This is a genomic window from Gordonibacter sp. An230 (genome assembly GCF_002159915.1).
Lineage (GTDB): Bacteria > Actinomycetota > Coriobacteriia > Coriobacteriales > Eggerthellaceae > Rubneribacter.
In genome coordinates, this window is the sequence record NZ_NFJP01000001.1 from 275,559 (window position 1) to 300,534 (window position 24,976).

At 62.1% G+C, this 24,976-nt stretch carries 18 protein-coding genes; 13 read left to right on the forward strand and 5 right to left on the reverse strand.

Translation table 11 applies throughout. The annotated features are described in order from the left end of the window. Positions 1-120 precede the first annotated feature (120 nt). Together B5F40_RS01005 and cydB are read left to right on the forward strand one after the other, a co-directional pair. A complete protein-coding gene (locus tag B5F40_RS01005) occupies positions 121-1,560 on the forward strand; it encodes a cytochrome ubiquinol oxidase subunit I (protein WP_087192506.1) in 1,440 nt (479 codons plus the stop codon). Between the two features lie 2 nt (positions 1,561-1,562). Continuing rightward, complete coding sequence (cydB, locus tag B5F40_RS01010; protein ID WP_087192507.1) at positions 1,563-2,600, forward strand: cytochrome d ubiquinol oxidase subunit II; 1,038 nt, start codon at positions 1,563-1,565, stop codon at positions 2,598-2,600. A gap of 1,061 nt (positions 2,601-3,661) precedes the next feature. Here cydB and B5F40_RS01015 read toward each other — a convergent pair. Beyond that, positions 3,662-4,105, reverse strand: coding sequence for a GatB/YqeY domain-containing protein (locus B5F40_RS01015; RefSeq protein ID WP_087192508.1), 444 nt, complete (start codon positions 4,103-4,105; stop codon positions 3,662-3,664). A gap of 897 nt (positions 4,106-5,002) precedes the next feature. On the opposite strand from B5F40_RS01015, the gene B5F40_RS01020 reads away from it, so the two are divergent. The 8 genes from B5F40_RS01020 (at position 5,003) to B5F40_RS01055 (ending at position 14,488) form a co-directional block, all read left to right on the forward strand. Beyond that, a complete protein-coding gene (locus tag B5F40_RS01020; protein WP_087192509.1) occupies positions 5,003-5,488 on the forward strand; it encodes a PH domain-containing protein in 486 nt (161 codons plus the stop codon). Next, positions 5,488-7,362, forward strand: coding sequence for a PH domain-containing protein (locus B5F40_RS01025; RefSeq protein WP_087192510.1), 1,875 nt, complete (start codon positions 5,488-5,490; stop codon positions 7,360-7,362). The genes B5F40_RS01020 and B5F40_RS01025 overlap by 1 nt, the downstream gene beginning before the upstream one ends. A gap of 268 nt (positions 7,363-7,630) precedes the next feature. Continuing rightward, a complete protein-coding gene (gene trhA, locus B5F40_RS01030; RefSeq protein WP_087192511.1) occupies positions 7,631-8,323 on the forward strand; it encodes a PAQR family membrane homeostasis protein TrhA in 693 nt (230 codons plus the stop codon). Between the two features lie 126 nt (positions 8,324-8,449). Then, positions 8,450-9,787, forward strand: coding sequence for a hemolysin family protein (locus B5F40_RS01035; protein ID WP_087192562.1), 1,338 nt, complete (start codon positions 8,450-8,452; stop codon positions 9,785-9,787). Beyond that, positions 9,784-10,818, forward strand: a complete 1,035-nt coding sequence (locus B5F40_RS01040; protein WP_087192512.1) for a PspC domain-containing protein — start codon at positions 9,784-9,786, stop codon at positions 10,816-10,818. The genes B5F40_RS01035 and B5F40_RS01040 overlap by 4 nt, the downstream gene beginning before the upstream one ends. A 508-nt stretch (positions 10,819-11,326) precedes the next feature. Then, on the forward strand, positions 11,327-12,163 hold the full coding sequence (locus B5F40_RS01045) for a CMP-2-keto-3-deoxyoctulosonic acid synthetase (RefSeq protein ID WP_446718584.1): 837 nt from the start codon (positions 11,327-11,329) through the stop codon (positions 12,161-12,163). A gap of 726 nt (positions 12,164-12,889) precedes the next feature. Then, a complete protein-coding gene (locus tag B5F40_RS01050) occupies positions 12,890-13,555 on the forward strand; it encodes a potassium channel family protein (protein WP_087192514.1) in 666 nt (221 codons plus the stop codon). Positions 13,556-13,810: 255 nt separating this feature from the next. Continuing rightward, a complete protein-coding gene (locus B5F40_RS01055; protein WP_087192515.1) occupies positions 13,811-14,488 on the forward strand; it encodes a potassium channel family protein in 678 nt (225 codons plus the stop codon). A gap of 51 nt (positions 14,489-14,539) precedes the next feature. On the opposite strand, the gene B5F40_RS01060 is transcribed toward B5F40_RS01055, so the two are convergent. After that, entirely contained in the window at positions 14,540-15,052 is a 513-nt protein-coding gene (locus B5F40_RS01060; protein WP_087192516.1) for an MOSC domain-containing protein, read from the reverse strand. Between the two features lie 371 nt (positions 15,053-15,423). Between B5F40_RS01060 and purB the strand changes: the two genes are divergently transcribed. The 3 genes from purB (at position 15,424) to B5F40_RS15770 (ending at position 18,698) form a co-directional block, all read left to right on the forward strand. After that, positions 15,424-16,767 (forward strand): adenylosuccinate lyase, encoded by a 1,344-nt coding sequence (gene purB / locus B5F40_RS01065; RefSeq protein ID WP_087192517.1) that lies wholly within the window; start codon positions 15,424-15,426, stop codon positions 16,765-16,767. Positions 16,768-16,899: 132 nt separating this feature from the next. Next, on the forward strand, positions 16,900-18,204 hold the full coding sequence (locus B5F40_RS01070; RefSeq protein WP_162610838.1) for a restriction endonuclease: 1,305 nt from the start codon (positions 16,900-16,902) through the stop codon (positions 18,202-18,204). 269 nt (positions 18,205-18,473) lie between these two features. After that, a complete protein-coding gene (locus tag B5F40_RS15770; protein WP_140396368.1) occupies positions 18,474-18,698 on the forward strand; it encodes a hypothetical protein in 225 nt (74 codons plus the stop codon). A 506-nt stretch (positions 18,699-19,204) separates the two neighbouring features. Here B5F40_RS15770 and B5F40_RS01075 read toward each other — a convergent pair. The 3 genes from B5F40_RS01075 to B5F40_RS01085 form a co-directional block, all read right to left on the reverse strand. Next, positions 19,205-21,466, reverse strand: a complete 2,262-nt coding sequence (locus B5F40_RS01075; protein ID WP_087192519.1) for an oxidoreductase — start codon at positions 21,464-21,466, stop codon at positions 19,205-19,207. Between the two features lie 115 nt (positions 21,467-21,581). Further along, a complete protein-coding gene (locus B5F40_RS01080; RefSeq protein ID WP_087192520.1) occupies positions 21,582-23,069 on the reverse strand; it encodes a LuxR family transcriptional regulator in 1,488 nt (495 codons plus the stop codon). Between the two features lie 251 nt (positions 23,070-23,320). Beyond that, entirely contained in the window at positions 23,321-24,838 is a 1,518-nt protein-coding gene (locus B5F40_RS01085) for a Tat pathway signal protein (RefSeq protein ID WP_087192521.1), read from the reverse strand. Positions 24,839-24,976 lie beyond the last annotated feature (138 nt).

Below are 24,976 nucleotides of genomic sequence, written 5' to 3' on the forward strand. Positions count from 1 at the left end.
TCTCGTCAAAAATCGGTATCGTCAAAATTGGTATCGATTTCATAGCATTTTGTTTTGCAGCGTGCTACAATGCAAAACGGTGAGAATTTGTTAGATTAGACGAGAGTAAGGGGGTGTGCGATGGATATTTTCTCCGATCCCGTGCTGTTGGCGCGCATTCAGTTCGCTTGCACGGCGGCGTACCACTTCATTTTCGTGCCGCTGACCATCGGGTTGGGACTTATCCTTGCCATCAACGAGACACGGTACTACCGTTCGCGCGATCCCAAGGACGCGGCGGCAACCAAGTTCTGGGTGAAGATCTTCACCGCGACGTTCGTGCTGGGTGTGGCCACGGGCATCACGATGGAGTTCTCGTTCGGAACGAACTGGGCGGACTACTCGAGGTTCGTCGGCGACATCTTTGGTGCGCCGTTGGCCGCCGAGGCGCTGCTCGCATTCTTCCTGGAGTCCACGTTCCTGGGCGTGCTGCTGTTCGGTCGCAAGCGCGTCTCGCCGAAAGTTTACATGGTGTCGGCGTGGCTCGTGTGGTTTGGCTCGGCTTTGTCGGCCCTGTGGATCCTCATCGCGAACTCGTGGATGCAGACGCCGGCCGGCGCCGAGCTTTCCGCCGACGGTTCGAAGGCTGTTATCACTGATTTCTTCGCCGCGGCTCTGAACCCGTCGGTGTGGTCGCGCTACTCGCACACCGTGGTCGCGCTGCTCATCATGGGCGCGTTCGTGGCGATAGCCGTGTCGGCGTGGTACCTCATCAAGAAGCGCCACACCGACTTCGCCATGAAGACGATGAAGATCGGCGCTGTGGTGGGTGTCGTGACCACTGTGGTCATGCTCGCCACCGCGCACTCCTCTGCCGTTACCGTGGCCGAGGAGCAGCCCTCGAAGCTGGCCATGATGGAGGGCATGTACGATTCCGAGGTTCCCCCGTTGTACCTGTTTGGCTGGGTCGACGAGGAGAGCCAAGAGGTCATCACGCCGTTTTCCATTCCCGGAGGCACGAGCTTCCTCGCCACGGGCACATGGGATACCGAGTATCAGGGCCTCAACGATCTTGCCCAAACCGAAGAGTACGGCGCGCTCGATCCCGAGACGGCGCCGGTGAACGCGGTGTTCCAGACGTACCACCTCATGGTGGCCATGTTCGGCCTCATCGCCCTCACGGTGATCCTCGTGCTCGTGTTCACGCTGCGCGGGGGCAAGATCAAGAACATGAAATGGCTGCAGCGCCTTGCGCTCATCTCGCCGGTCTTCCCGTTGATCGCCATCCAGTGCGGCTGGTTCACGGCCGAGCTCGGCCGTCAGCCTTGGGTGGTGTATCCCTCGACCACCAGCCCCGAGGGCGTGAACCTGCTTGTGAACGACGGCGTGTCGCAGTCTGTGAGTGGCCCCGAGCTCATGATCACCATGGTGCTGTTCTTGGTGGTGTACACGTTCCTCATGGTGGCGTGGGCGCGCACGATGGGGCGTTTCATCAAGGAAGGGCCCGTCGTCGAAGCTGAGAACGCCGCGACGACCGCTGGCGCTGTCGGTGCGGCCGCCGTTGCGAAGGAAGGGAAGTAGTCATGGATATCACGTTCTTCCAAGGACTTTGGTTCCTTCTGATCTTCGTGCTCATTGCCGGCTACTTCGTGCTCGATGGGTTTGATCTGGGCGCTGGCGTGCTCTATCCCCTCGTCGCGAAGGACGACAAGGAGAAGGCGATTGTGCGTACGAGCATCGGTCCGGTGTGGGACGGCAACGAGGTGTGGTTGCTCACCGCAGGCGGCGCGCTGTTCGCGGCATTTCCGGCAGCGTACGCCACCACGTTCTCGGGCTTCTACCTGGCGGTCATGCTGGTGCTGTTCGGCCTGATCGTTCGAGCGGTTTCCGTCGAATACCGCGGCCACGACCCCAAGTGGGGCAAGGCGTGGGACGCATGCTTTGTCGTGGGATCGCTGCTGCCGGCGCTTCTGCTGGGCGTTGCGGTGGGCAACGTCTATGCGGGCATTCCGATGGATGCCAATGGCGATTACGCGGGCGTTCCGCTTCTGGGCCTCATCACGCCGTTCACGCTGCTGTGTGGCCTGCTTGGCTTGTCGATGTTCCTGGCACAGGGCGCGACGTGGCTGGCTCTCAAGGCGCCGAAGCCGAGCAAGGTGCAGGAGCGTGCGGCCGGTTTGCGCCTCCCTTTGCAGGTGGCGTCGCTCGCGCTGTTCGTCGTTGTGAGCGTGTACGCGCTCCTTGGCATTCAGACGCCGATGGATCCCGCGCTTAACATTGCGCGCTGGCTTTTGGCCATCCTGTTTGTGGTCGCCGTGGTCGCGTCGATGTACTTCGCGAAGGCGAAGGGTAGCGACCTAGCCGCGTTTGTCACGCAGTCCGCGTCGTGCATGATGCTCGTTTTGCTGCTCGCAGCCTCGATGTTCCCGAACTTTGTGGTGGCTTCGGCTGACAGCGCGGGTCCTGCCATCACGGCGATGAGCGCCGCGTCGTCCGACCTCACGCTCATGTGGATGACCATCATCACGTGCGTGGGCCTGCCGCTCGTGCTCGCCTACCATGTGATCATCTATCGCATGTTCCGTGGGCGCGTGAAGGACGAGGATCTGGCCCACTATTAGGCCGGTTTTTGCGCGATGCGCTGATCGTTCGATTGCGAGAGAGCGCGGCTGATCGATGCTGCGTACCGAAAGCGAGAGGGGTCGCCGAGTGATCGGCGGCCCTTCTCGCGTTACCCGCCTTCGCGTTTCGTACGTTGCCGGCGATTCGCATATGTGGATTGTCCGACAAGGGGCGTTCTGATCGAGCCTTGTTCTTCTGCGTCTCCGGTGTTTTCGCGAATTACATGAATGCGCCGAACGGGGTGTGGCCGATGCGCGCTCTTCCCCAAGCGCCGAATCTTTTCCTCGTGGTTGTGGCGGACCGTGCGGACATGCTTGTCGTCCGGGGGCGAGGGGGGGGCGGCGGGTCGAATGCGGTATGCAAAACGCAATCGATTACCAGGTTGTCCTGCGTCGAACGGGTGGGACTGCATGATCGCGGTGCGGTGCAAGGGTCGATCATTGCGTTCGGCAGCTGCACTCTGGGAGCGCCCGGCCAAGTTGGGGGAAGGGTGATCCGAGTGGGGTGGCTGGTGGGTCGCAGTTTGGCCTGGGGCCCAAATGGACGACGGCCGTGGGGATAGGGCGCAGCCCGATCTAAGAAAGAGAGGATCGAGGCGGTTGCGGCTCGATCCAGATAGGGGGCGGTTCGGGTGGGATGGGAATGACGGGGTCGGACTCGAATCCGATTCGGACGGGGATGGCAACTCGGGTGCGGAGATGGCCCGAACGCCTTAATTTCGCGTCGGACGGATGTCCGTAGGCCTCGGGGTGGCAACTCGGGTGCGGGGATGGCCTGAACGCGGGATCGAACCTGGCGAACGACCGATCGTCGCCTGAGCCGGACTCGATTCGGTCGGAACGGGAACCGAACTAGCTGCGGACAGGCCTTGGCGGGAGTCGATGAGAGCGCAGTTCGATTCGGAAAGGGAGGGGGGAGCGACCTCCCTCCCTTTTCCCTTTTTTCGATCATCCATTCGTTCAGTGTGGGTCGTGCGTAAACGCCGACACCGGGGGTCCGACGGGGCTTTGCTACGGGCTAACGCACGCATCAGGACGTGCGACAGCTTGCTTTGAGAGCGTTATGCCAGCTTCTGACCGAGCAAAGCCGCAGCTTCTGCCTTATCGAAGTTACCGCCGGTTCTTTGGGCGAGTGCGCCCATGACGCGTCCCATGTCTCGTTTCGTCGACGCACCCGTCTCGGCCAGCACTTCGTCCACAAGGGCGGCCAGTTCGTCGCCCGACACCTGCTTGGGCAGGTAGCTTTCCAAAATGGCAACCTGTGCGGTCAGCGTGTCGGTGCGCTCTTGGTCGTTGCCGGCTTTGATGGAGCCGTCGAGGGTTTCCTTCGTCTGTTTGATAAGGCGCTTGAGCATGGCGTCCACGTCGGCGTCGGTGATTTCGCGGCGCTCGTTCACCTCGATGTTCTTGATCTCGCCGTGCACTTGACGCAAAATGGACAGCCGCGGTTTGTCCTTCGCCTTCAGAGCGGCTTTGATCTCGTCTTTCAACTCATCGTATCTCATATGCGGCCTCGCTTTCGCTTTGAATGCCAACGTGGTGCGAGTATACCGCCATCCGATCTTCACAGCATTTGAAAGCGCGGAAACTGCGAACGATTTGATCTTTGCGCGCTCGTCAACGCGCCTCCTTGCTCATTGGCGATGTTTCGCGGCTCTGCGGTAACGCGCGTGAGAGATTTTCTCGATCTCGCACCGAGATGATCGGTAGGAATCTTTTTCGGAGGGAGCGGAGGCTAAAGATGGGCGAAATCTTACTCGCTCATCGTCGAAGCGCATCCGAAAGACCGCCCTAAGGATTGTTGGCGATGGTTGCGAAGCGATGCCAAGTAAAACGTATGGGCACATTACTGTAAAGCATGCAGGGCGGTTCAAGGAGGCCCATCCCATGCTGCGGAAAACTGGCGGGTCGTGCGGGACGCAGGCTGCGGCGCGTTCTCGGATCGCGATTCGGTTTGGGCTGCGGAAAGCTTGCATCCGCGGCCTGTCCCAACCTGCGGCGAACTGGCAACTTCCAGCTAGGTTCAGGCTAGCGTGCTGGGCCGCGGTTTGGTTCGGGCAACAGGGCTAAACGATCACTACCGGGTTCGAGCTGGGGCGATCTGCGGCTTGGTTGGAGCTGCGTGGCATGGACGGACTGCGGCTCGAGCTAAGTTGCAGCGTGCCGGGCGAGTCCGTCTTGGCACGAGCCGAGGCAAGCGGGAGGTGCGGCTTGCCTCGAGTTGAAGTGCAGGCTCGTTGGGGGCGTGATCGAGGTGTCCGGCGAGTGCCGCGCGGTTTGGGAATCGCCGTGAAAACAGGGATGCGCAAAAAGCGTACTTGGGAAAGCGCAGGAGAGGGAGGTGCGTTCCTTTGGTATGATGTACGCGCATTGCCCGAAATCCATCGATGATGAGGTTTGTCATGAAAGAACTTCCGGCGCATCAGCTTAATCCCAGAATCAAGATGGTTTGGCGCATCAACGATGCCATCTGGCTCACCGTTGCGTTCGTGTGCGCGTTCGCTCCTTGCGCGATTCTCGCGGCGGGCGGGAATTCGGCGGCGGTTGTTGGCGCGGCGATCACCTTTGCTGTGTACGTGCTCGCGTTGGTGCTGTGGCTCGTCGTGCTGCCGGTCATCCGATTTGCTCGGTGGCGATACGAGCTGTCTGATGACTACTTGGACATCGCGAAGGGCATCGTGTGGCGCAAGCGCTTTGTGATCCCCTTCATTCGCGTGCAGAACACCGATACGCGCCAAGGGCCCATCCTGCGTTTGTTCGGTCTGGCCAGCGTGACGGTGGCTACGGCTGCAGGAGAGCATGAGATTCCCGGTCTCGCTTTCGACGTGGCCGAGCAGCTGCGCGACCATGCGGCCGAACTGGCCCGTCTCGCTCGAGAGGATGTGTGATGACGAACGCTCCGCAGAACTTTGAGCCTCGGCAATCTCAGGTGACGCCCCGGCAAGCCGACGGCCAGTCGCCTCGGCAGCTCGTGCGCCATCGCGTGCACCATAGCTACATCTGGCTAGGGGGCATTCAGACGGCCTTCACCGCGCTCGTGGTTGTGCTGTTCGCCGGTGGTTCGTCGCTCGCGGGGGCGCTTGTCGATGGCGACGCTCCGCGGGCTATCGACGGCATGCCCGGCGTCCTGTTGGTGGTCGTCGTGTCGGTGCTTGGTTTTATCGCGCTGGTGGGTCTCGTGTTCCTCGTGCAGTGGTGGTCGTATCGACATCTGTACTACGAGCTGGGGGACGAGGAGCTCAACTTCTACTCCGGAATCTTCAACAAGAAGCGCGTGCACGTGCCCTATCAGCGTATTCAATCGGTCGACCAGCGTGCGACGTTGCCGCAGCGCATCTTCGGCGTGTGCACGGTGAGCATCGACACCGCAGGGGGCGCTTCGAACAAGGCTGTGCAAATTCCTTACATGCAGAAAACGAGGGCCGAAGAGCTGCGTCGTGAGCTGTTTGCCCGAAAACAGCACGCCGTTGCCGTCGCGGCAGGGGCCTCTGCATCGACTGGCGCGCCGGCGGCTCCTGTCCCCGGTAGCGCGCCCGCGGTCGCTCACGGCGCTCCTTCCGTTTCCGGCGCGCCGGAAACGGGCAACGTCCTCGACGTGCCGGCTGACATCTGGGATGATGTGCGCGGGGTGTTTGGCGGCGTTTTCATCGACACGGGGCGCGTCGCGTACGAGTACGGGCTGAGCAACAAAGAGCTCGTGCTCACCGGTCTTTCCAACAACACTGCCTTCCTGGTGGTCATGATCGGTCTTATTGGTGCGTTCTCCCAGTTCGTTGATGGAATCCTTCCGTTGTTCGTAGGTTCGTCCGACCAGATGATGAACTCGCTTGTGTCAACGGGGGTCGGCCTGTTTGGCGGCAACGCGGTCGTAGCCGGCATTGTCGTGTTCGTCCTTGCGTCTGTTGTGCTCTGGGCGCTCTCGGCGATTGGCACGTGCGTTGCGTACGGCGGGTTTCGCGCTCGTCGTCGCGACAGCCGCATCGAAGTGGAGCGTGGGCTGCTCCAGCACCAGTTCCAAGGCGTCGACATCGATCGCGTGCAGTCGGTGGTGGTGCGTCAGACCCTCATCCGTCGCCTGTTGGGATACTGCGAGGTGTCGCTTGGCAAGATCGATGCGGCGGCCGAAGGCCAAGAAGGGCAGCAGCAGGGTGTTAAGCACCAGGGCATCGTCGTCCATCCCTTCGTCAAGCTTAACCGCGTGCCCGAGATCCTCGCAGGTCTCGTGCCGGAGTTCGCCGACGTTCCCGCCGACAACAAACCGGTGGCCCGTGTCGCCTTGCGTCGCGCTTTCATTCGGCGATGCCTCATTCAGGGATTGGGCCTTTGGCTAGCCGTGTTCGTGGCTGCACTCCAGGTGGTGGTGCATCTGATGTACGCGGCGCACGCGTTCGACGATCCGTTCGCTTTCGGCGTGATGAATGCGTGCGCCGTCGTTGGATACGCATTCGCTTTTGTGTTGTTCGTGGCCGATGTCGTGGGTGCCGTGCTGTGGTATCGGGGCTCTGGATTCTCGTACAATCGTCGCTTCATGCAGGTGAGCAACGGCGGTCTTTCGCGTGAGACGGTGAGCTTTCCGCGCGGAAAGATACAGTTCGGTTACACGAAGACAAATCCTTTCCAACGCATTGCGGGAACGGCGACTATCAACGTGCGCACTGCAGCGGGCATCGGTGGCACCACCATCAGGCTCATCGATGCGACGGAGGACGACGCGCGTGCGTGGTTGGAGTGGATGAAGCCTCGCGGAAATGTGATACAGTAGCATCATGAAAGAAGCAGACACATTGCCGGACGCTCCCAGCGCCCATCTCGCCGCAGCATCCTACCGACGCCGGACGGGCGCGCGCCCGTCCGGCGCTCTGCGCTCTGATTCGGTCGTTTCCGCGGCTTCTTCCCCATCTGAGGTCTTCGCACGTTCCGCGCCTTCGCCCGCATCCGCTGCGACAGTGCAACCTTCTCCCTCCGTGTCGTCTCCCGCTCTTGCGCATGGCTGGACGCCTTCCCAGTTCAAGCCGCGCGACGGCGCCGGTATGCGCGCGGCGGGCCGCGAGACGGCGAGCGCTTCGGCCAGCGCTGCGAACAAAAAGCGCAACGTGCGCGAGTACACGTTGGGCGAAGAGGTGGCTAACTCCGTGACGCATGGCCTAGGCGCGCTTTTGGCCATCGCCGCCATCCCCGTTCTCGTGGTGCGTTCCTTGGAAAGCGGGGGCGGTGTCTACTTGTTCGCCGCGCTTGTCTACACGCTCACGATGCTGCTCGAGTACACCATGTCCACGCTCTATCATGCCATAGCGGCGGACAAGGCGAAGCGCGTGTTCAAGGTGCTCGACCACAGCTGCATTTACTTGTTTATCGCAGGCTCGTATACGCCGTTCTGCCTCATTTCGCTCGCTCCGTACGGCGGCGGGTGGCTGTGCCTGATCGTGTGGGCGCTTGCGCTGGCAGGGGTGGCGTGCGAGGCGTTCTGGGTGTTCCGCCCGCGTTGGATATCGGCCGTGCTGTACTTGCTCCTGGGCTGGTGCGTCGTGTGGTTCTTGCCGTCGCTTTTGGAGGCTGTTCCAGCGACGGGGTTGTGGCTGCTCGTAGTTGGCGGCGTGTGCTACTCCATCGGGTGCGTCTTCTACGTGTTGAAGAGGTTTCCCTACATGCATTCCATATTCCATCTCTGGGTTCTGGCCGGAAGCATCTTGCAGTTTTTGGCCATCGCGTTGTACGTTATGTGAGCGGGTGCGTGCGCAAGCGCGCGGGCATGACAGCCCCACGACCGTCGCAGAGGCAGGGGGCCGCTGCGACGTAAGCGCTCGAAGGGGGCGCTCCGTCCGCTCACGAAGGAGATGAACGAATCGCTCATGGACATTTGGATAAGCATCGTCGTAACGGTCGTACTCGTCTTGGTTAACGGGTACTTCTCGATGTCGGAAATGGCGCTGGTCAACGCCAAGCAGGTGTTGCTGCAGCACGAGGCTGAGGAGGGGGACAAGCGGGCAGGGCGCGCGCTTTCGCTCGCAGCCGACTCCGGCCAGTTCCTTGCAACCATTCAAGTGGCCATCACGCTCGTCGGGTTCTTCGCCTCGGCTGCTGCCGCCACGAACCTCTCCGAACCGTTTTCCGCTTGGCTGTCAGGTTTGGGGGTGCAGTGGCTCGCGGTCATCGCTCCTGGGCTGGCACCTGTTCTCATCACGCTCGTGGTGTCGTATTTGAGCATCGTCGTGGGAGAGCTCGTGCCCAAGCGCATCGCGCTGGCCGACGCCGAACGCGTGAGCAAAACGGTGGCCGGCCCGCTCATGGTGTTCCAAAAGATCGCCTCTCCGTTGGTGGCCCTCACCTCGGTTTCGGCGAACGGCCTTGCGCGTGCGCTGGGCATCAAAGATGCCGACGAGCGCCAGAGCGTGTCCGAAGAGGAGATCAAGTTCATGGTCACCGACAACGACGAGTTGCTCGACGACGAGAAGCGCATGATCCATGACATCATCGATCTCGGCGACATGTCCGTTCACGAGATCATGCAGCCGCGCGTGGACATGATCCTCGTCGAGGACGTCGAAACGGTGCGCCAAGCCATGGAGCGCATGCGCGGCACGGGCTATTCGCGCCTTCCCGTGTACCATGAGGATATCGATCGCATCGTGGGCATTGTCACCTACAAAGATCTCATCGCTCCGCTTATGGACGGACGGGAGAATGAGCCGGTTGCGGCACATGCTTACGAGGCCATGTTCGTGCCCGAGACAAAGGACATATTCCCGCTTCTGGCGGAGATGCAAACGAATCGGCAACAGATGGCCATCGTCGTGGACGAGTACGGCGGCACCGATGGTTTAATTACCGTCGAGGATATCCTTGAGGAAATCGTCGGCGAGATCGTGGACGAGACGGATCGCGAAAGCCCGTTCGTCAAGCAAGTGAGCGACACGGCGTGGGTGGTGGACGGAAGGTTTGCCGTCGAGGACGCCGAAGAGCTGGGATGGCCCGTTGCGGAATCGCCCGATTACGAGACGATCGCCGGTTGGTTCATGAGCATGCTCGATTCGGTTCCCCAGATGGGCGACGAGTTTCGTATCGGTGGATACTGCTTCAAGATCCAGTCCATGCGCCGTCGCCGCATTCTGACGGTGCGCGTGGAACGTTTGAGCTGCCCAGATGCTTCATGCGCTGATGATGACGCGGTTGTTCGGGGGGATGAGTGACTCAGGAGAAACGGCTCTATCGTTCGCGTGACGCGCTTTTGGGAGGCGTGTGCGCTGGCGTGGCCGAGTACTTCGACGTGGACCCGGTGGTCACCCGCATTCTCGCGGTGGTGTTCGCGATCGCGTCGGCCGGAGTTCTGGGCGTGGCGTATGTGGCGATGTGGGCGGTTTTGCCAAAGGAGCCCGAGAAGGTTGCTCCGGTTGAGGTGGAACCGCAGTCGGTGCGCTCCGAAACGTACGGAGAGGTTGATGCGTCTGTTGCTCGCGGCCGTGCCGATCAAGGTACGGACGCGCAGGAGATGAGTCCGGCTCAGCTGGCCGCATGGCGTTACACGAGCGCCGCGCACGTGTCGCCCCCGCCGCCTCCTGCAGTTATCTCCGCAGGGGCGATGCCACCTGCGGGTGGTGGCGTTGCGGGCGCGATGCCGTATTCGGTGACGCCCTCGCAGCCGACGGGCGCCCCAACAGCCCCCGTCGGCGCCCCTCCTCAGCCCGTTGCGGCCCCGACGGGGCCCGTTTCTCCTCCTAAGGAGCCATCGGCGGCAGCTGTGAAGGGGGCGTTGTGGCTGGGGTCGTTCCTGCTGTTCTTCGGTGTGACATCTTTGGTGGTCACGTTCGTGGAGGGCGTGTCGTGGTGGCAGTATTGGCCGCTCATCTTCGTCATCTTGGGTATCGTGCGCATGGTGGTGCCGGCCAAGCCGGGGCGTCGGGCGCGGCATTTCGTCGGCGGCTTGGTGTGCTTCTGCGTGGGCGGAACGTTGCTGCCTATGAGTCTCGGCGTGGCAGGGTGGCAGTCGCTCGGGCTAATGCTAGTGGGCCTATGGCCTGTGCTGCTCATGGTGGCGGGATTGTTCATACTGGGATGCGCGCTTAAGTCTCCCCTGCTCACGTTGCTTGCGGGTGCGTTTTTCGCGGCGTTTTGCGTGGCCGGTCTCGTCTGGTATGCGGTGCCCGGTGCGACTGAGCAGATCGTGATCTCTGCGCCATACGGTCGCAGCTACTACATTGATATTCTCCCGTGGCTTGACTGAAGTCTCGGTCCCCTGCGCTAAACTTGGACGTCGTGGCGGAAAGGACATCCACCCTGAATGCGTGCGGATGGGCGGGATGGCATCGTGCGCGGGCTAGACGCGCCTTCGCTCGTCGTATGCACGCTCGATGCGTGAGGGCGGCAAGGCGGCGTCCGGGTGACGAAGCATCGAGAGCGGTGCGCGAGCGCTCGAGGAGCAGATGATCGGCCTGGTTTTGGCCGCCGGCCGGCTTGGGTCGCCCTCCTTTGTTTCAGGTGCGTTTGCCGCGAGGCGATCTGCACAATTCGTTCGCTGTTCCGGCTGCTGCATTGAGGGTGTTACGATCTGCGGAAACAAAATGAATTCATCTGTCAAGCGAACAAACCATGAAGGGCCTCTTCACACTTTTTTGCCCTAAAGGGGCACTCTCCGCTAGAATATCTGCGGTCACAACAGCATAACGCCCTTCCGGCAGCAATCCCTCTAACAATCAACCACGCTGTCAACCGCTTCGGCGGTATGGAGTCGTGTGCTGCGAAACGAAAGGTACGGTATTTTGGTCGCCAAGCGTCCAGTAAAATGGAACACGAGCCTTGCCGCGAAAGCGCTAGCGGTTGGATGCGCGTCATGCCTTGTTGTCGGATGCATCGGGATCGGAATCGCCTCCGCAGGCGTCGCTGCCGATTCCGATGTCGATTCGTTTGGCATCGACATGACGCGCATCGAAAATGACGAGGCTGCTTCCGACCCAGAGCCTTCCGAGGAGGCTTCTCGTGAGGCGAATGTGCTGGCAAGCGCCTCCGTTCGCGATATCTCCCAGGGCATCGCCGCCATTGAGGAGGAAGAGGAGGCCGCCCGCATCGCCGCCGAGGAGGCTGCCCGCGCTGAAGAGGAGGCGCGCATTGCTGCTGCTGAGGCTGCGAAAGCCCGGCAGCAGGCTCAAGCGGCGCGAGAGGCTGCCGCGGATGCGCTGGCCGGATTGCCCGATGTCGATTGGAGCGTAGGCGAGGAAGAATTCGTGTCGGCGTGGACGGCCCGCATCGATGCGTATCTCGCGGGGTCGCCATTGGCGGGGCAGGGAAAGACGTTTGCGGAGGCCGCTTGGAACAACGGCGTAGATCCGCGATGGTCGCCCGCTATATCCAACACCGAGAGTTCAAAGGGTGCGCATTGCTTCGCCCCTTACAACGCTTGGGGCTGGGGCGGCTCGGGCTGGAGCAGCTGGGAAGAGGCCATCAACGCGCACGTGGCGGGGCTCGCATCCAGTTACGGCTACTCCATCACTTATGCGTCCGCTACGAAGTACTGCCCGCCGAACGCCGATCACTGGTTCAGCGCCACGCTCTCCCAGATGAAGCTGATCTAGCGTTTCCGGATGAGTCGAACTCTTCTGCCGGTTGCTTTCTGCAGGTGTTGCCGAGGCAGAAGCGGGGTGCGGGCGGGCAAGTGGTCTTTTGCGAGGCGAGCGCGACGCAAGAACGGACAGCGGGCGACGGAGTCGAGGCGGTGGGGGGCAACCCCCACCGCCTCGACTCCTTTTTGGGCAAGGCGTTTCGGTTCGCGTTCTCGACCAACTGGGAGGCGATCTGCGAAGAGGCGCACCTTCGCGGCTTCTCGTGCGGCCGGCGTCGACATGCTCGGTCCTTTCGCCGCGCTTTCTTGGGGCCAACGCTAAGGGATGGGAGGGCCGTTCGTTTTTGTGTGGGGAGATGCTCCGACCTCCCTCCAATCCCGGCTCCCGAGCTTCTGTCCCTCGATCCTGGCCTTCGACCCCGGTTTCCGGCTCAGATCCCCGGCCCTCGATCTCGGTTTTCGAACTCCGGCTTCCCGGGCTCGACTTTCAAAACCGTGGTCCCTCGATCTCGGCTCCCCATCCCGATCCCTCGATCTCGGCTCCCAGCTTGTTGATTCCGGCTCCCCATCCCGATCCCTCGATCCCGGTTCCCTGTCTGCGCTCTTCCGTTGCCCCGTTGACGGATGTTTCGCGTGAAACATCCAGGCTTTTATGCTGTCCGTGCATGCAGGGGCTGATTGCAGTATCCTATGCGCTGGACGAAAACGGCGCGTGCGCGCGCCCGGCGAAAGGATCGGTATGAGCAATGTGATCGTCGTTGGCTGCGGTCGCGTCGGCTCCCAATTGGCGAGCATGCTGTCCGACAACGGCAGCAACGTATGCGTGATCGACCGCAACCCCGACGCGTTCGCCAATCTGGGACGGAACTTCAACGGTTCCACGGTGCAAGGCGTCGGCTTCGATGAGGAGACGCTGGTGAAGGCGGGCGTCGAGGACTGCGACGTCATGGCTGCTGTCACGCAGTTCGACAACACGAATCTCATGTGCGCCGAGGTGGGCAGCAGGCTGTTTGGCGTGCCGCACGTCATCGCCCGTCTGTACAATCCCGATCATGAGCGCGCTTACATGCAGCTGGGTATCGACTACGTGTGCGGCACATCGCTTGTGGCCGAAGACGTGTTCAGCAAGATCGTGTCCGGCCACGGGGCGCACCTCGACACGTTCGGCGAGTTCGAAGTGCTGCGCTTCTCGCTCGACCTCAGTTGGCGCGAGGGGGACAAGCGCACCATTCGCGTGTCCGAGATAGAGCGCGATCACGATATCCGCATCATCGCGTTCGAGCGCGGCGACGGTTCGGCCAGCTCCATCCCCACGCGCGACTCCATTCTCTATAACGGCGACTCGGTGCTCGTGTGCGTGCGTCATGAGCTGATAGAGTCGTTTTCAAAGTACGTGCAGGATTGATGGTTTCGGTGTTCCGGCGATCGGAGGGCGGTTCTTCGCAGCGAGCGGGCTCGCCCCTTTCGCATCGACTTGTTTTTCCGTACGCGTAGCTCGCGCAAAGCGCTTTTGCGCGAGCGCGTGGAGAGGGATTGGACGGAGCGCCGACTCGCTTGGCGTGCGAGGCGGCCTCGGCCGTGACGTTCGCCTTTTGAGGTTGCCGACGGAGGCGCTCGACGATTGCGTCGGACGGGCGGTTCGCAGCAGAAAGGAACGGCTATGTACATTGTGATCGCAGGAGGCGGCAAGATCGGCGAGTACCTTGCGAGCGTGCTGCTTTCGAGTGGTAACGACGTGGCGGTGATCGAGAAGGACCTCGCTACGGCGGATCGCCTGTCGGTGGTACTGCAAGGTCGCTATCTCGTTATTCGCGGCGACGGATGCGATTCGAAGTATCAGGAGGATGCGGGTATTCGTCGCGCCGACGTGTTCGTGGCCACCACTGGCCAGGACGACAACAACCTCGTGTCGTGCGAGATCGCGCAGCGCGTGTTCAACGTGCCGCGCTGCATTGCGCGCGTGAACAGCCCTAAGAACCTTCGTATCTTCAAGGAGGTGGGCATCGAATGCGTATCGTCAACCACGCTCATCGCGAACCTTATCGAAGAGGAGACGCTTCTGGGCAGCATGAGCGTGGCCTCGTCGCTGACGCACGGTAACGTGGTGCTGGCCGAAATCGTTGTTCCGCGCATGCGCCACCATTCCAACGAGGACGGTATCCTCGCATCGTCCATTCCCATGCCGCCGAACAGCCTCATCGCCGCTGTGTCGCCCAAGGACGATGACAACGTGGAAGTGGTGAGTGAGGATTCGGTGCTCTATCCGGGCGACAAGGCGATTGTCGTGGTGGATACCGAGGTGCTCGATCAGGTGCGCGCCCTGTTCAAGTCGCTATAGAGGCTTGCGTCTAGCCATTTTCGAATCTGCGTTGCGCTTCCGTTCAGGAGGCTATCGAGCCGCAGCCAGCTCCTCAAGGGCTTCGGGAGGGGTGTGGGCGCACGTGCCGTCACCCAGCGCGATCACTTGCACGGGATCGCCGGGCTTCACCTCTCCGCCCTCCAACGCCACGAAGAACACGCCCTCGCGGGGGAAGATGCAGTCGCCGGCCAGGTGGTAGATGGCGCACTTCGTGTGGCACACTTTGCCGATCTGCGAGAGCTCCAAGACCGCCCCGCCTACGCGCAAACGCGTGCCCAGCGGCAATGACAGCAGGTCGATACCCTCGGTGGTGACGTTCTCCGCGAAATCGCCCTCGGCCACGTCAAGGCCCATGGCTCGCGCCTTTTCGATGGACTCCCACGCCAAAAGCGAAACCTGTCGGTGCCAGTCGCCGGCGTGCGCATCGCCCGCCATGCCGCGGTTCTCCTCGATGGTGGCACCGTTCGCGCACGGCGTCTTGCGTCCGCCCTTGCATCGTGACACGTTGACGGATCGGACGCTCCCCGCCGCTAGATTCTCCATGGCGCCACCCTTCCTTAAAACATAGCAACTCAGTAGGAATAATGATACTCGATTAAGAATAAAGACGTCAAGCGCTACCGCTGTTGCTAGCAGAGAAATCGATTTATGAACGATTTTTCGAGGCGGTTTTAACGCCTGCCGATCATAACACCAGGTTGCGAAAAGTTAGTCGAAGCCCTTTTCGTTCATAAGTCGATTTTTCTGCTAAGGTAAAAGTGCGGGCGGCTACAAGCATTGCGCCACCGTTGCGGAGGTGCTGGCACAGGACGACGAACGCGCCGCCCCTCGGCGCTTTCCGTGAAAATACGCCAGGGGGGTGCCGTATACGGTAAGCTAAGACCATCAGGCGGAATAGGGTGAAAGGGACCGGCGTGATCAACCGTTACACGCGCCCGGCTATGGGCGCCATCTGGGAACTCGAGAACAAGTTCTCCATCTGGAAGGAAATCGAGGTGCTGGCGTGCGAGGCGCAGGCCGAGCTGGGGAAGTCCGGCATCACGAAGGAGGAGGCCGCGTGGATCCGCGCGCATGCCGACTTCACCGTGGAGCGCATCGACGAGATCGAGAAGGTGACGAACCATGACGTCATCGCGTTCACCACGAACATGGCCGAGTACATCGACGCCGACGTGCCCGAGGGCCAAGAGCCGCCGAGCCGCTGGGTGCACTACGGCATGACGTCGTCCGACCTGGGCGACACAGCGCTGTCCTACCAGATCACGCAGGCCATCGACATCATCCTCGAAGACATCAAGCAGCTGGGCGAAACGTGCAAGCGCCGCGCGTTCGAGTTCCAGGAGACGCTCTGCGTGGGCCGCACCCATGGCATCCACGCCGAGCCCATGACGTTCGGCATGAAGTTCGGCAGCTGGGCCTGGGCCCTCAAGCGCGCCCAGACGCGCATGGAGGAGGCCCGCAAGGTGGCCGCCACGGGCGCCATCTCGGGCGCGGTAGGCACGTATTCCAGCATCGACCCGTTTGTGGAGCAGTACGTGTGCGAGAAGATGGGGCTCTCTCCCGATCCTCTGTCCACGCAGGTGCTCGCGCGCGACCGTCACGCACAGGTCATGTGCGCGCTGGCCGTGACCGCCGCCACGCTGGAGAGCATCGCCATGCAGGTGCGCCTCTTGCAGCAGTCCGATGTGATAGAGGCCGAGGAGCCGTTCACGAAGGGCCAGAAGGGCTCGAGCGCCATGCCGCACAAGCGCAACCCCATCACGGCTGAGCGCGTCTGCGGCCTCGCGCGCGTGGTGAAGTCCAACGCGCAGGTGGCGCTCGACGACGTGGCGCTGTGGTACGAGCGCGACATCAGCCACTCCGGTGCCGAGCGCGTGGCGCTGGCCGACAGCTTCATCGCGCTCGACTATATGTTCGGCAAGATGCAATGGATGCTCGACGGCCTGCAAACCTACCCCGCCAAGATGGAGCATAACCTGTGGCGCACGCGCGGCCTCATCTTCAGCTCGAAGGTGCTGCTGGCGCTCGTGCAGACGGGCATCACGCGCGAGGACGCCTACGTGATCGTGCAGCGCAACGCCATGAAGGTGTGGGAGGATATCCAGAACGCGGTGGACGGCCCCACCTACCGCGAGCGCTTGGAGGCCGACCCCGAGGCGAACCTGACGAAGGAAGTGCTCGACGAGATCTTCGACCCGTGGGACTTCCTCACCCGCAAGGACGTGGTGTTCGACCGTCTGAACGGGCTGGAGTTCTAATGTTTGAAGTGACAATGGGGGGGGGTATTCGATAGTGTTCTCCTGATAGGGCTAGCGCTACCGCTGATTGCGGCGGCACTAGCCCTTTGCGCATGCGCTCTATGGTCGATGAAAGATTATTACCATAGGCGTATGCGTGAAGAGTTCTACAAAGAGTACGGCGTGAAGCCCCAGCCCTTCTTTCGCGTTCATGTGCGGAGGAAGCGAGAGGGGGCTGGTGTTTTCGCTCTCGACTTTCCACGCTGGACGTTCCCCAACAAGGATGGCTCGAAGGATGGAAGGCGCAACGGCAATCGCGTGCAATGGGGTTCTTGCCGTTTGCGCATCGGACGGTTTCTTGTTGCGTGCGCAAGCCCATGGCATACGCTTCTGCTCGTTGAAGAGCTGCGGGGAAAGGGAGTTCCGATAGCGCGATGTCTCGAAGAGCGAGACGGCTATGAGCGGTTCGTTCGCAAAAGAATCGGGTGGGAGTCGGCTTTTCGCGCGCAATCGATCTACGAATGGTGCTTTTCCCAGGGGAAGCGCGACAAGAAAGCGGCTGGCGATGCGTTCGAGCGATTCTGTGCGCAGCTGTATGAGCGGATGGGCTGCAAAGTGCATGTCACGTCAAGCTCGAATGACGAGGGGCGCGACATAGAGCTTGTGACCCCTGAGGGAAAGACGGCGATCGTCGAATGCAAATGCTACGCTCCCGACCAGTCGGTAGGTCGCGAACTCGTGCAGAAGCTTGCCGGCGCCAATCGAAAGTGCAAAGCTGATCGTATGATTTTTATCACCACTGGCAAGTTTTTGCCGACTGCCAGGCAATGGGTTCGCGAGATCGATGACGATTTTGAGCTAGTGGACGGCTTTCGGTTGGCGCGCATGGTTGAGGAGGTGCGCCAAAAGGGACGTGCGCCCTCTCTCGACGAGTGGAAACTCTCCTTGGAGGGTATCGCGTCTTACTACCCTCCCGATTTTCCTCCCGGCAGGGCATATCCTCCGGTTTCGACGTGGGCTTCCCGCGACGTCTTCTGGAGATCATTTTGGCTGGGCATCGGATTGCTCGGAGCTTCTCTTGTTTCGGCGCTGGCTGTGATGCATTTCGCTCCTCTGTCTTCTGCGGCCATCTCCCTTCGCGGGATAGCTCCGGCATGCTTGGGCGCGCTGGCGCCTTCGTCGGAGTACGTCCTTCCCGACAGCGATAGTCGGTACTACTCGCGGGAGGAGCTCGAAGCGCTGTCCGATTGGGAGTTGTATGTCGGGCATAACGAGATATACGCACGACACGGAAAAGGCTTTTTGCAGGATGATCTGGCTGAACATTTCTCCCAATGCAGCTGGTACGTTCGGCTTTACACCCCCGAAGAGTACGATGCCCTGCCTTCTCTGCTCAACGAATACGAGCAGGCAAACTCCGATCTTATGTGGGAGGTGAGAGGTGAGCGGGGCGTGTGACGATTTCGCGCGATCTGACTCCCAGTCAGCGAGGGCGTAGTCGTCGATGTATTGGCGGGTGTAAACAGCGCGCCAGATGGTGAGGGTTCCTTGTCGAAGGTGTAGAACACGCCAGGTGGGAGCGGTGGCCCCTCCAGTCGAAGGCGTCGTTGAAAAACAGCTTTCCTGAAGCGGGCGTATCGCTGATCGGGGCGACTGTTTCCTCGATGCTGTGGTAGGTGCGCAGCGCGGCGGCGAGGGACTTTTGCGCTTCGCCAAGGCAAACGACGATGGACTTCGGGATGGACTTCGGGTCGAACGTGTCCGCGAGCGGCAGCGTATCTCGTGTATCAGGGGCCCTGATGGGCGAAGATGCATCGCATTCGCTCGCCTCGTTCCGCTTGACTGGCGGTTTCCTCGCGGCACTGCGCTTCTATCTCGGCATTCCTGCGGCTTTTGCCCAGAGTGTTCGTGATGTCGTTTGTTCTCGTGCGTTTCGCAGTCGATCGCCATGAGGCCCGATTTCCGCTTTTGGTCATGAGCCAGGCTCTTGGCTTTCGCGTGCCAAGTCGCACGCCTCGTTGAGGTTGGCGCGCAAGTCGCTGATCGGGCATATGCGAGGAAGAGGGGGCGGAAAGGCTGTCCGGGGCGGTCGACCAGCTGCCCTCGCAAGGCCGGCTCCAATCGTATTTCCAAGGCTGGGTGAACGCATAAGAGTCGGTTCGGAGCTCGGCTCAAACTGTAATGGGGGCAGGAAGCTTCGCTGTTCGTGAAGGCGTTTTTTGTGGGTAGGGTGGGATTGTCGGCATGCGCGGCGAGCGGCATCGACACGGCGCTTTGGCTATCCGACTTCCCGCAGGAGGGGCCGTCGGGCATGCATGGCGGGTGGCTGCCGATTGGGCAACGGGGGCTGCGTTCGAACGAGAGGCATTCTTCCTGGCGGCGACGTAGGTCCCTTGCGCCGATGCGCGTCGGTGCGGCCCTGGCTGACCTGCCAGGGCCGCACCTTGAGGGGGCTTTCTCAGATGGTCCGTGCGGCGGCGTTGGCGGTGCAGATGGCCTCGCCGATGTTGAAGGGGTTCGCGCAGTCCCCCACGGGATAGACGTCCATGGAGAGCTCTTGCGCGAGGTCGGTGTTGGGCAGCCCGTCCAGCGCTTCGATGAGCGTGCCGCAGGCCAGTTCCGTTTCCGCGCCGGTGTCCGTCTTGATGGTCACGCTGCCATCGTTCACGCTCACCACCTCGGCTTGGGGCCAGAAGCGCGTGCCGAGCGCCTTGATGAGGGGTTGCGTGTAGGTTTTGATCCAGTACGAGTGGCCCGCGCCGATGGCGCTTGCGGGGCTGGGCGTGACCACTTGAACGTGCTTGCCCTGCGCCATGAGGTACATCACGGTGTCGATGGCCTGGGCGTTCGATCCGACCACCACCACGTCGTCGGCCACGTCGGCGGTCAGGAAGTCGTCGATGGAGACGACGTTCGTGCCGCCGCTGCCGGAAAGCCCCAGCGTGTCGCGCACCGCTCCCACGGCCAAGACCACCGCATCGGGCGCTTGCTCGTTGATGAAGCTCGCGTCCACCTCCTGGTCGGTGACCACGTTCACGCCGACGACTTCCAGCTGTTTGGCCAGGTAAGTCTTGAGCGGGATCAGGTTCTCATGCGGGCCTTTCACGTTGCTCGCGAACTCCAAGAGCCCGCCGAGCGCGCCTTTTCGCTCGTACAGCGTCACGTTGTGGCCGCGTTCGGCTGCCACGCGCGCGGCCTCCATGCCGGCAGGGCCGCCTCCCACCACCATCACGTTCTTCGCGTTGGCGGCCGGTTCCGGCTCGTAGAGCCCGGGTAGCTGGCCGGATACGATGCGGAAGGGGTGCGCTGCGTTCGTGCGGCAGCTGAACACTTGGTTGCCCTCCAAGTCGGCATCCCAGTGGCAGTGCATGCAGCGCGTGCAGGGGCGAATCTCGTCCAGGCGTCCTTCCTTGAGCTTGGCCAGGTACTCGGGCTCAACGCTCAAGGGGCGGTTCATCAGGATGAAATCGATCTCGCCGTCGGCGATGAGGCGCTCGAAGAACTCGGGGTCGCGCGCGGGGTCCATGTAGGTGACGGCGCCGACGGGGATGGAGACGGCCTTCTTTATCTCGGCGGCCACCTTCGTCATGACCCCGAGGCCCGATTGATCGGCTTTGAGCATGCCTTGCCAATGGCGCTGGAAGTCGAACTGGGTTCCGTAGCCCGTGGTGCCCTCGATGCCGTAGCCTGCGAAATACAGATCTCCTGCGAATTCGGCAACGTGCATGCCGCAGGGCCCGATGCGGATGTGCAGCGAGTCGGCGCCCGCCTCCTCGATGAGCTTGCACATCTCCTTGTTCTCCTCCACGGTGGTGAACAAGGCGTTGTCTCCGACGTTCTTGTCGTTTTCCTCCACGCCGTTGATGAGCACCTGCACGGGGAAGTCGTCCCCGCATGTCTCTTTGATGCCGCGTACGATCTCGCAGACGAAGCGCGTGCGGTTCTCGAACGATTGCGGGCCGTATTCGTCGTCGCGCTTGTTGCGGTTGCGCGACATGAACGTCTGGCCGATGTTCTCGCCGGCTGCGTTGATCTCCACGCAGTCGAAGCCGCATGCCTTGAGCGTGGATGCTACTTTCACGGTGTCGGCGATGAGATCTTGGATCTCCTGGGCGGTCATGTCCATGCAATCCGAGGATTGGAACAGCGCGTTCGGGTCGGGTTCGAATCCGCTGAACATGAGCCCCATGGTGGCCAGCTGATAGCCTGCGAGACTGCCGTTGTCCTTTATGGCCGAAGCGAACGTGCGCAGTTCGTCCTCGGTCCATTCCGCGAACTTGCCCACGTCCGGGACGGCTTTGAAGTGGTCGTACAGCTCGGCGAAGTCGTCGCAGTACACGATGCTCGCGCCTCCTTTGGCGAGGGACGCGTAGTGTTGCAGGTGCAGATCGCCCGTGATGCCGCGCGATGTGACGCCGATGAAGCCCGCAGCCGACTTCACCACGCGGTTGGGCAGCGTGAGGGCGCCCATCTTCCATTCGGTGAACAGCGACGGGCACGTCCCGCTCGCAGGCGAGGACGGGGCGTTTTGCGGATTGAGCTTCGCCGCATGGGCGCGCACGTCCGTTGCCGCGTCGGCGGTGCCGGATGCGACGCCTTCCTGCTCTCCGGGCGCGGACGAAGCCTGTTTCGGGGCGCAACCCATGATGCCGAGCGAAGCGATGGCTCCTGCGGTGAGGGCCGATCCGGTCAGGAACGATCGTCTGGACAGGGTTCCCATGATGTTCTCCTCTCCTTGTCGGTGCCGCCCCGCTTCCTCGTATGCGGGGCGGCGTACACGATAGGTGAGGATGAAGCGCCTCCCGTGTCTCAAAATAGGTGATTCGTATGGAGGGCTAGGTGATTTCGCCGTTCTCGCCGATGCGCTCGCAATAGCTGATGAGGTCTTGGCGGGCGTGGATGCCCGTTGCCCGATAGATTCGCTTAACGTGGGAGCGGACGGTGTTTTGGCTGATGAAAAGCTCTTCGGCGATGGCAGGAACGTTCTTTCCGCGCAGCAGCATCCCTACGACCTGCGCTTCGCGGTCGCTCAGTCCGTGTCGGACTTGAAGGGCGCGGACGCATACGGACGGATCGACGGGGGATGTGGTGGAGGGCTCGAGGCCTCTATTCTGCGCGTCGGGGTGGGATGCCGCCGCAGAGAGGTCGACACGGTCGTCTCTGGCCTCCTGCTTGCGCTTGCGGGTGTGCATGAAGGCCATGCTCAGGACGTAGATGCAGAAGAACACGCCGAACACCAACAGCAGCTCCGCCGAATTCGACGAGCGGAGCACCATCGGCATGACGTACTCGAGGGCGACGCAGATGGTCATGAGCACGAAGTATCCTAAGGAGTAGAACAGCTCGAACGTCAGGCGGTTCTGTCGCGCGAGGGATGCAGCGTCCACGCAGAACAGCACTGACACCACCACGAAATGCAGGCACGATCCCGCAAGGAGCACGCCCAGGGAGTAGGGGTGGCCTGCGAACGGAACGGGGAACAAGGCCAAGATGAGCACAGGAGTTGCGAATTTGAAGAGCTGGACGGAGTGCTGATGGCCCTTTGCGCGGCCGAGCACGAGAAGAACGACGCCGGCGGCTATCGTCTGGGCTACGCACACGACACCAAGCTGGGTGGCTGGGTCGAGCGTGTTCATGAGGCCCATGTAGTTCATCGTTGGAGCGACCGTCTGCAACGCGATGACGCAGAAGAGGACCTCTGCGAACTGTTTGAGAGCAAGGATGTACTCGCTTTTCAGGCGGTATGCCGGAATCGGGTGCAGGGGAGAGCGGCTGTCGGCGCCAAGGGCAAAAAGGACGATGCTGCACGCGGTCGACGTCAGCAGCGCGACGGCCAGGAAGATGTGGAGCAGGTCGCGGGGCGTTGAGGCATACCACGCGTTGGCGAGCGCGGAGCATGCCAGCACGAGGGGGAAGGCGATTCGGGCTTTCGAGGGGATCATGGAGATGCGCGTCATCCAGAACACCTGCAGGCAGGCATACGTCCATCCGGTGCACAGTCCGGCGAGGCACAGCGCGAAGAGGTTGTCGGTCCAAAACCCTCCCAGCAGCAATACGGCAGCGCAGATCGCGGTTCCGCATGTTGTGCGCACATGGAAGCGCCCGTTCGCACCCGTTGCCGCAGAGATTGCCGCGCGTGCGAGGATTCCGAGGAGCATGCCGACGGTTGCGAAGAGCACATACCAGTCCGAGAGCGTTTGGGCATCGGGGCCGAACAGAGAGCCGCCCGTCAGCACGGTGCTGCCGTTCCAGACTCCTATTCCGTATAAGCTGAGGTTCGTTCCGCCCCCCAGCGCTATGAGCAAGAGCTCTCTTGCCGGCATCGTCGCCCCCTCGTCCCGTTGAGCTCATTATAACGAAGGGGGGCGAACTTGGATCTTTTACTGGTCATGCGGGCGCCGCTTGTCGGGGTTGGTCGGGCGCAAAGCCCCGGATATTGCCCGGTAGCCATCGGGTGGTGCCGTAATGACAAAAACAAGCCCATTAACATAGCATGCATGTTCGGCGCGCATTCGCTGTCGGCAGGTCTTGGAAGGAGCGCAGGGAGGAGCTGCGCGGGGTGCGAGGCCTCATCCTATGCTGTGGGCGTCCAGACGCGTACGAGGCAGCATTTCCGCGGGTCGGCGTCAACGGGCTTGTCGTCGATGTTGGAGAACGTCACCACAGTGTCGCGGATGCCGGTGGAGGCGAGGTACTCCCCATAGGTGTCCGCGCCGCTTTCCACATCGAATGCGAACCATTCGCGGGCATCAAGGTCGACGCCGCACACGGCTGAGGTGGACTTCACCATGAAGAACGGCCCGCACCATGCCGGCGCCGCCGAGGGCGAGCGATCGAAGCGCACCCAAGGTGCGCCGCTGTAGGCGCCGTCGGCCACGGTGATGGCGGGCAGGTACGTGCCGAGATCCGAGATCCCGTCGCCGTATTGGTAGGCGCCATCGAACGCGAACGAGAATCCCGTCGTGCCGTAGCCCGCTTCAAGCGGTTTCATGGACGAGGGCAGCACGAGGGTGTCGAGCGTCTCGCCCGAGGTCGCGTCAAGATGGGTGAGCTGGTAGTGGATGGAGTTGGTGTCGGTGCGCGGCGTGATGACGAGAGAGTCCTTCAGGCCGTAAGGGGCCGATGCCATGCGTCCGTGAGATGTCCATGCCACTTCGACGTCCGTCGCGCCCATGGTGGCGCGTTTGAGCAGAGAGTCCTCGGCTTGCTTTGCCCCATCGGCTTTCGGAAGAACCTGCCAGAACGCTCGGTTGCCGACTGCGGCGATGGCGGGGGTCTCCCAGTCGGAGTTTCCCTCGTCGACGAGAGAAGGCGTGCCGAGGCTCGATCCGTCTGTTCGGGCGGTGTAAATGCGCCATACGCCATCGAGGATGTCGGCTTCGGTCCAAACGAGGCCCGAGGAGGTGGCGCGCACGTCATAGACCTCGAAACCCTCGTCCATTCCCACGGCTTGCTCGAGCACGATGACATAGCTGCCCGACGAGATCGAGAGCAGCGCGACCTGCGTGAGCGGCTTCCCGGTTTCCCCTGGCAGAAGGCATGCGGCGATCTCGTCGTCATTTGCCCACACGAGCGAGCCGTACGGCAGCTCGCAGGTGCTGGTCAGCTGCATACGCTCCGCGAAGTCCACCTCCGCGAAGGCGTCGGAAGCGATCACGGCGGTCACGGCGTCTTCGGGCACTTCGAGCACGGCGATGTCGTCGTCCGGCTCGCTTTCCAGCTGCTGCATGAGCACCGTGCCGCCCGCGCTCGCCGCCGCCAGCGCGCCGATCCCGAGCGCGCCGTACAGGAAGTGGCGCCGTGTGAGGAGCACCTCGCCGCCGCTTGGGGTGGGAACGCGCACGCCGTTTGCGGACGATGTTTCGCGCGCCGGGCCTTTCGAGGGCGTGCGCATCGAGGGGCGCGAGGACGAGGAGGAGGGCCGGAGGGTGGGCCGTGCTGCAGAGGAGAAGCGGCCGGCTCCGGAGGCTCGCCGATGCGGTTTGCCAACACCGCTTCCAGATCCCAAGCCCGCTACGTTGCCCACGCTGGGCGTGCCGCGCCGCCCGCTGTCGGGGTGGGCGGCGCCGCCCAGTCCGGCCACGTTGCCCACGTGTCCGCCTAGACCGCGCGAGCCTTCGCCGCCCGCGTAGAACGTCCCCTTCTCGTTGGAAGCGTTTCGCCTGTTTGCACGGCGTTTGGACGAGCCGCTTGGACGCGCGTGATTGGCATGTGTCGATCTGCGGGTTAC

What these genes read in the sequence shown, in the direction of transcription:
- B5F40_RS01050 (WP_087192514.1), top strand. Translation starts at nt 12,890, where the DNA reads ATGAGCAATGTGATCGTCGTTGGCTGCGGTCGCGTCGGCTCCCAATTG.
- B5F40_RS15770 (WP_140396368.1), top strand. Translation starts at nt 18,474, where the DNA reads ATGGACTTCGGGATGGACTTCGGGTCGAACGTGTCCGCGAGCGGCAGC.
- B5F40_RS01015 (WP_087192508.1), bottom strand. Translation starts at nt 4,105, where the DNA reads ATGAGATACGATGAGTTGAAAGACGAGATCAAAGCCGCTCTGAAGGCG.
- B5F40_RS01070 (WP_162610838.1), top strand. Translation starts at nt 16,900, where the DNA reads ATGCGTGAAGAGTTCTACAAAGAGTACGGCGTGAAGCCCCAGCCCTTC.
- B5F40_RS01060 (WP_087192516.1), bottom strand. Translation starts at nt 15,052, where the DNA reads ATGGAGAATCTAGCGGCGGGGAGCGTCCGATCCGTCAACGTGTCACGA.
- B5F40_RS01035 (WP_087192562.1), top strand. Translation starts at nt 8,450, where the DNA reads ATGGACATTTGGATAAGCATCGTCGTAACGGTCGTACTCGTCTTGGTT.
- B5F40_RS01020 (WP_087192509.1), top strand. Translation starts at nt 5,003, where the DNA reads ATGAAAGAACTTCCGGCGCATCAGCTTAATCCCAGAATCAAGATGGTT.
- B5F40_RS01025 (WP_087192510.1), top strand. Translation starts at nt 5,488, where the DNA reads ATGACGAACGCTCCGCAGAACTTTGAGCCTCGGCAATCTCAGGTGACG.
- B5F40_RS01080 (WP_087192520.1), bottom strand. Translation starts at nt 23,069, where the DNA reads ATGCCGGCAAGAGAGCTCTTGCTCATAGCGCTGGGGGGCGGAACGAAC.
- cydB (WP_087192507.1), top strand. Translation starts at nt 1,563, where the DNA reads ATGGATATCACGTTCTTCCAAGGACTTTGGTTCCTTCTGATCTTCGTG.
- B5F40_RS01075 (WP_087192519.1), bottom strand. Translation starts at nt 21,466, where the DNA reads ATGGGAACCCTGTCCAGACGATCGTTCCTGACCGGATCGGCCCTCACC.
- B5F40_RS01005 (WP_087192506.1), top strand. Translation starts at nt 121, where the DNA reads ATGGATATTTTCTCCGATCCCGTGCTGTTGGCGCGCATTCAGTTCGCT.
- trhA (WP_087192511.1), top strand. Translation starts at nt 7,631, where the DNA reads ATGCGCGCGGCGGGCCGCGAGACGGCGAGCGCTTCGGCCAGCGCTGCG.
- B5F40_RS01055 (WP_087192515.1), top strand. Translation starts at nt 13,811, where the DNA reads ATGTACATTGTGATCGCAGGAGGCGGCAAGATCGGCGAGTACCTTGCG.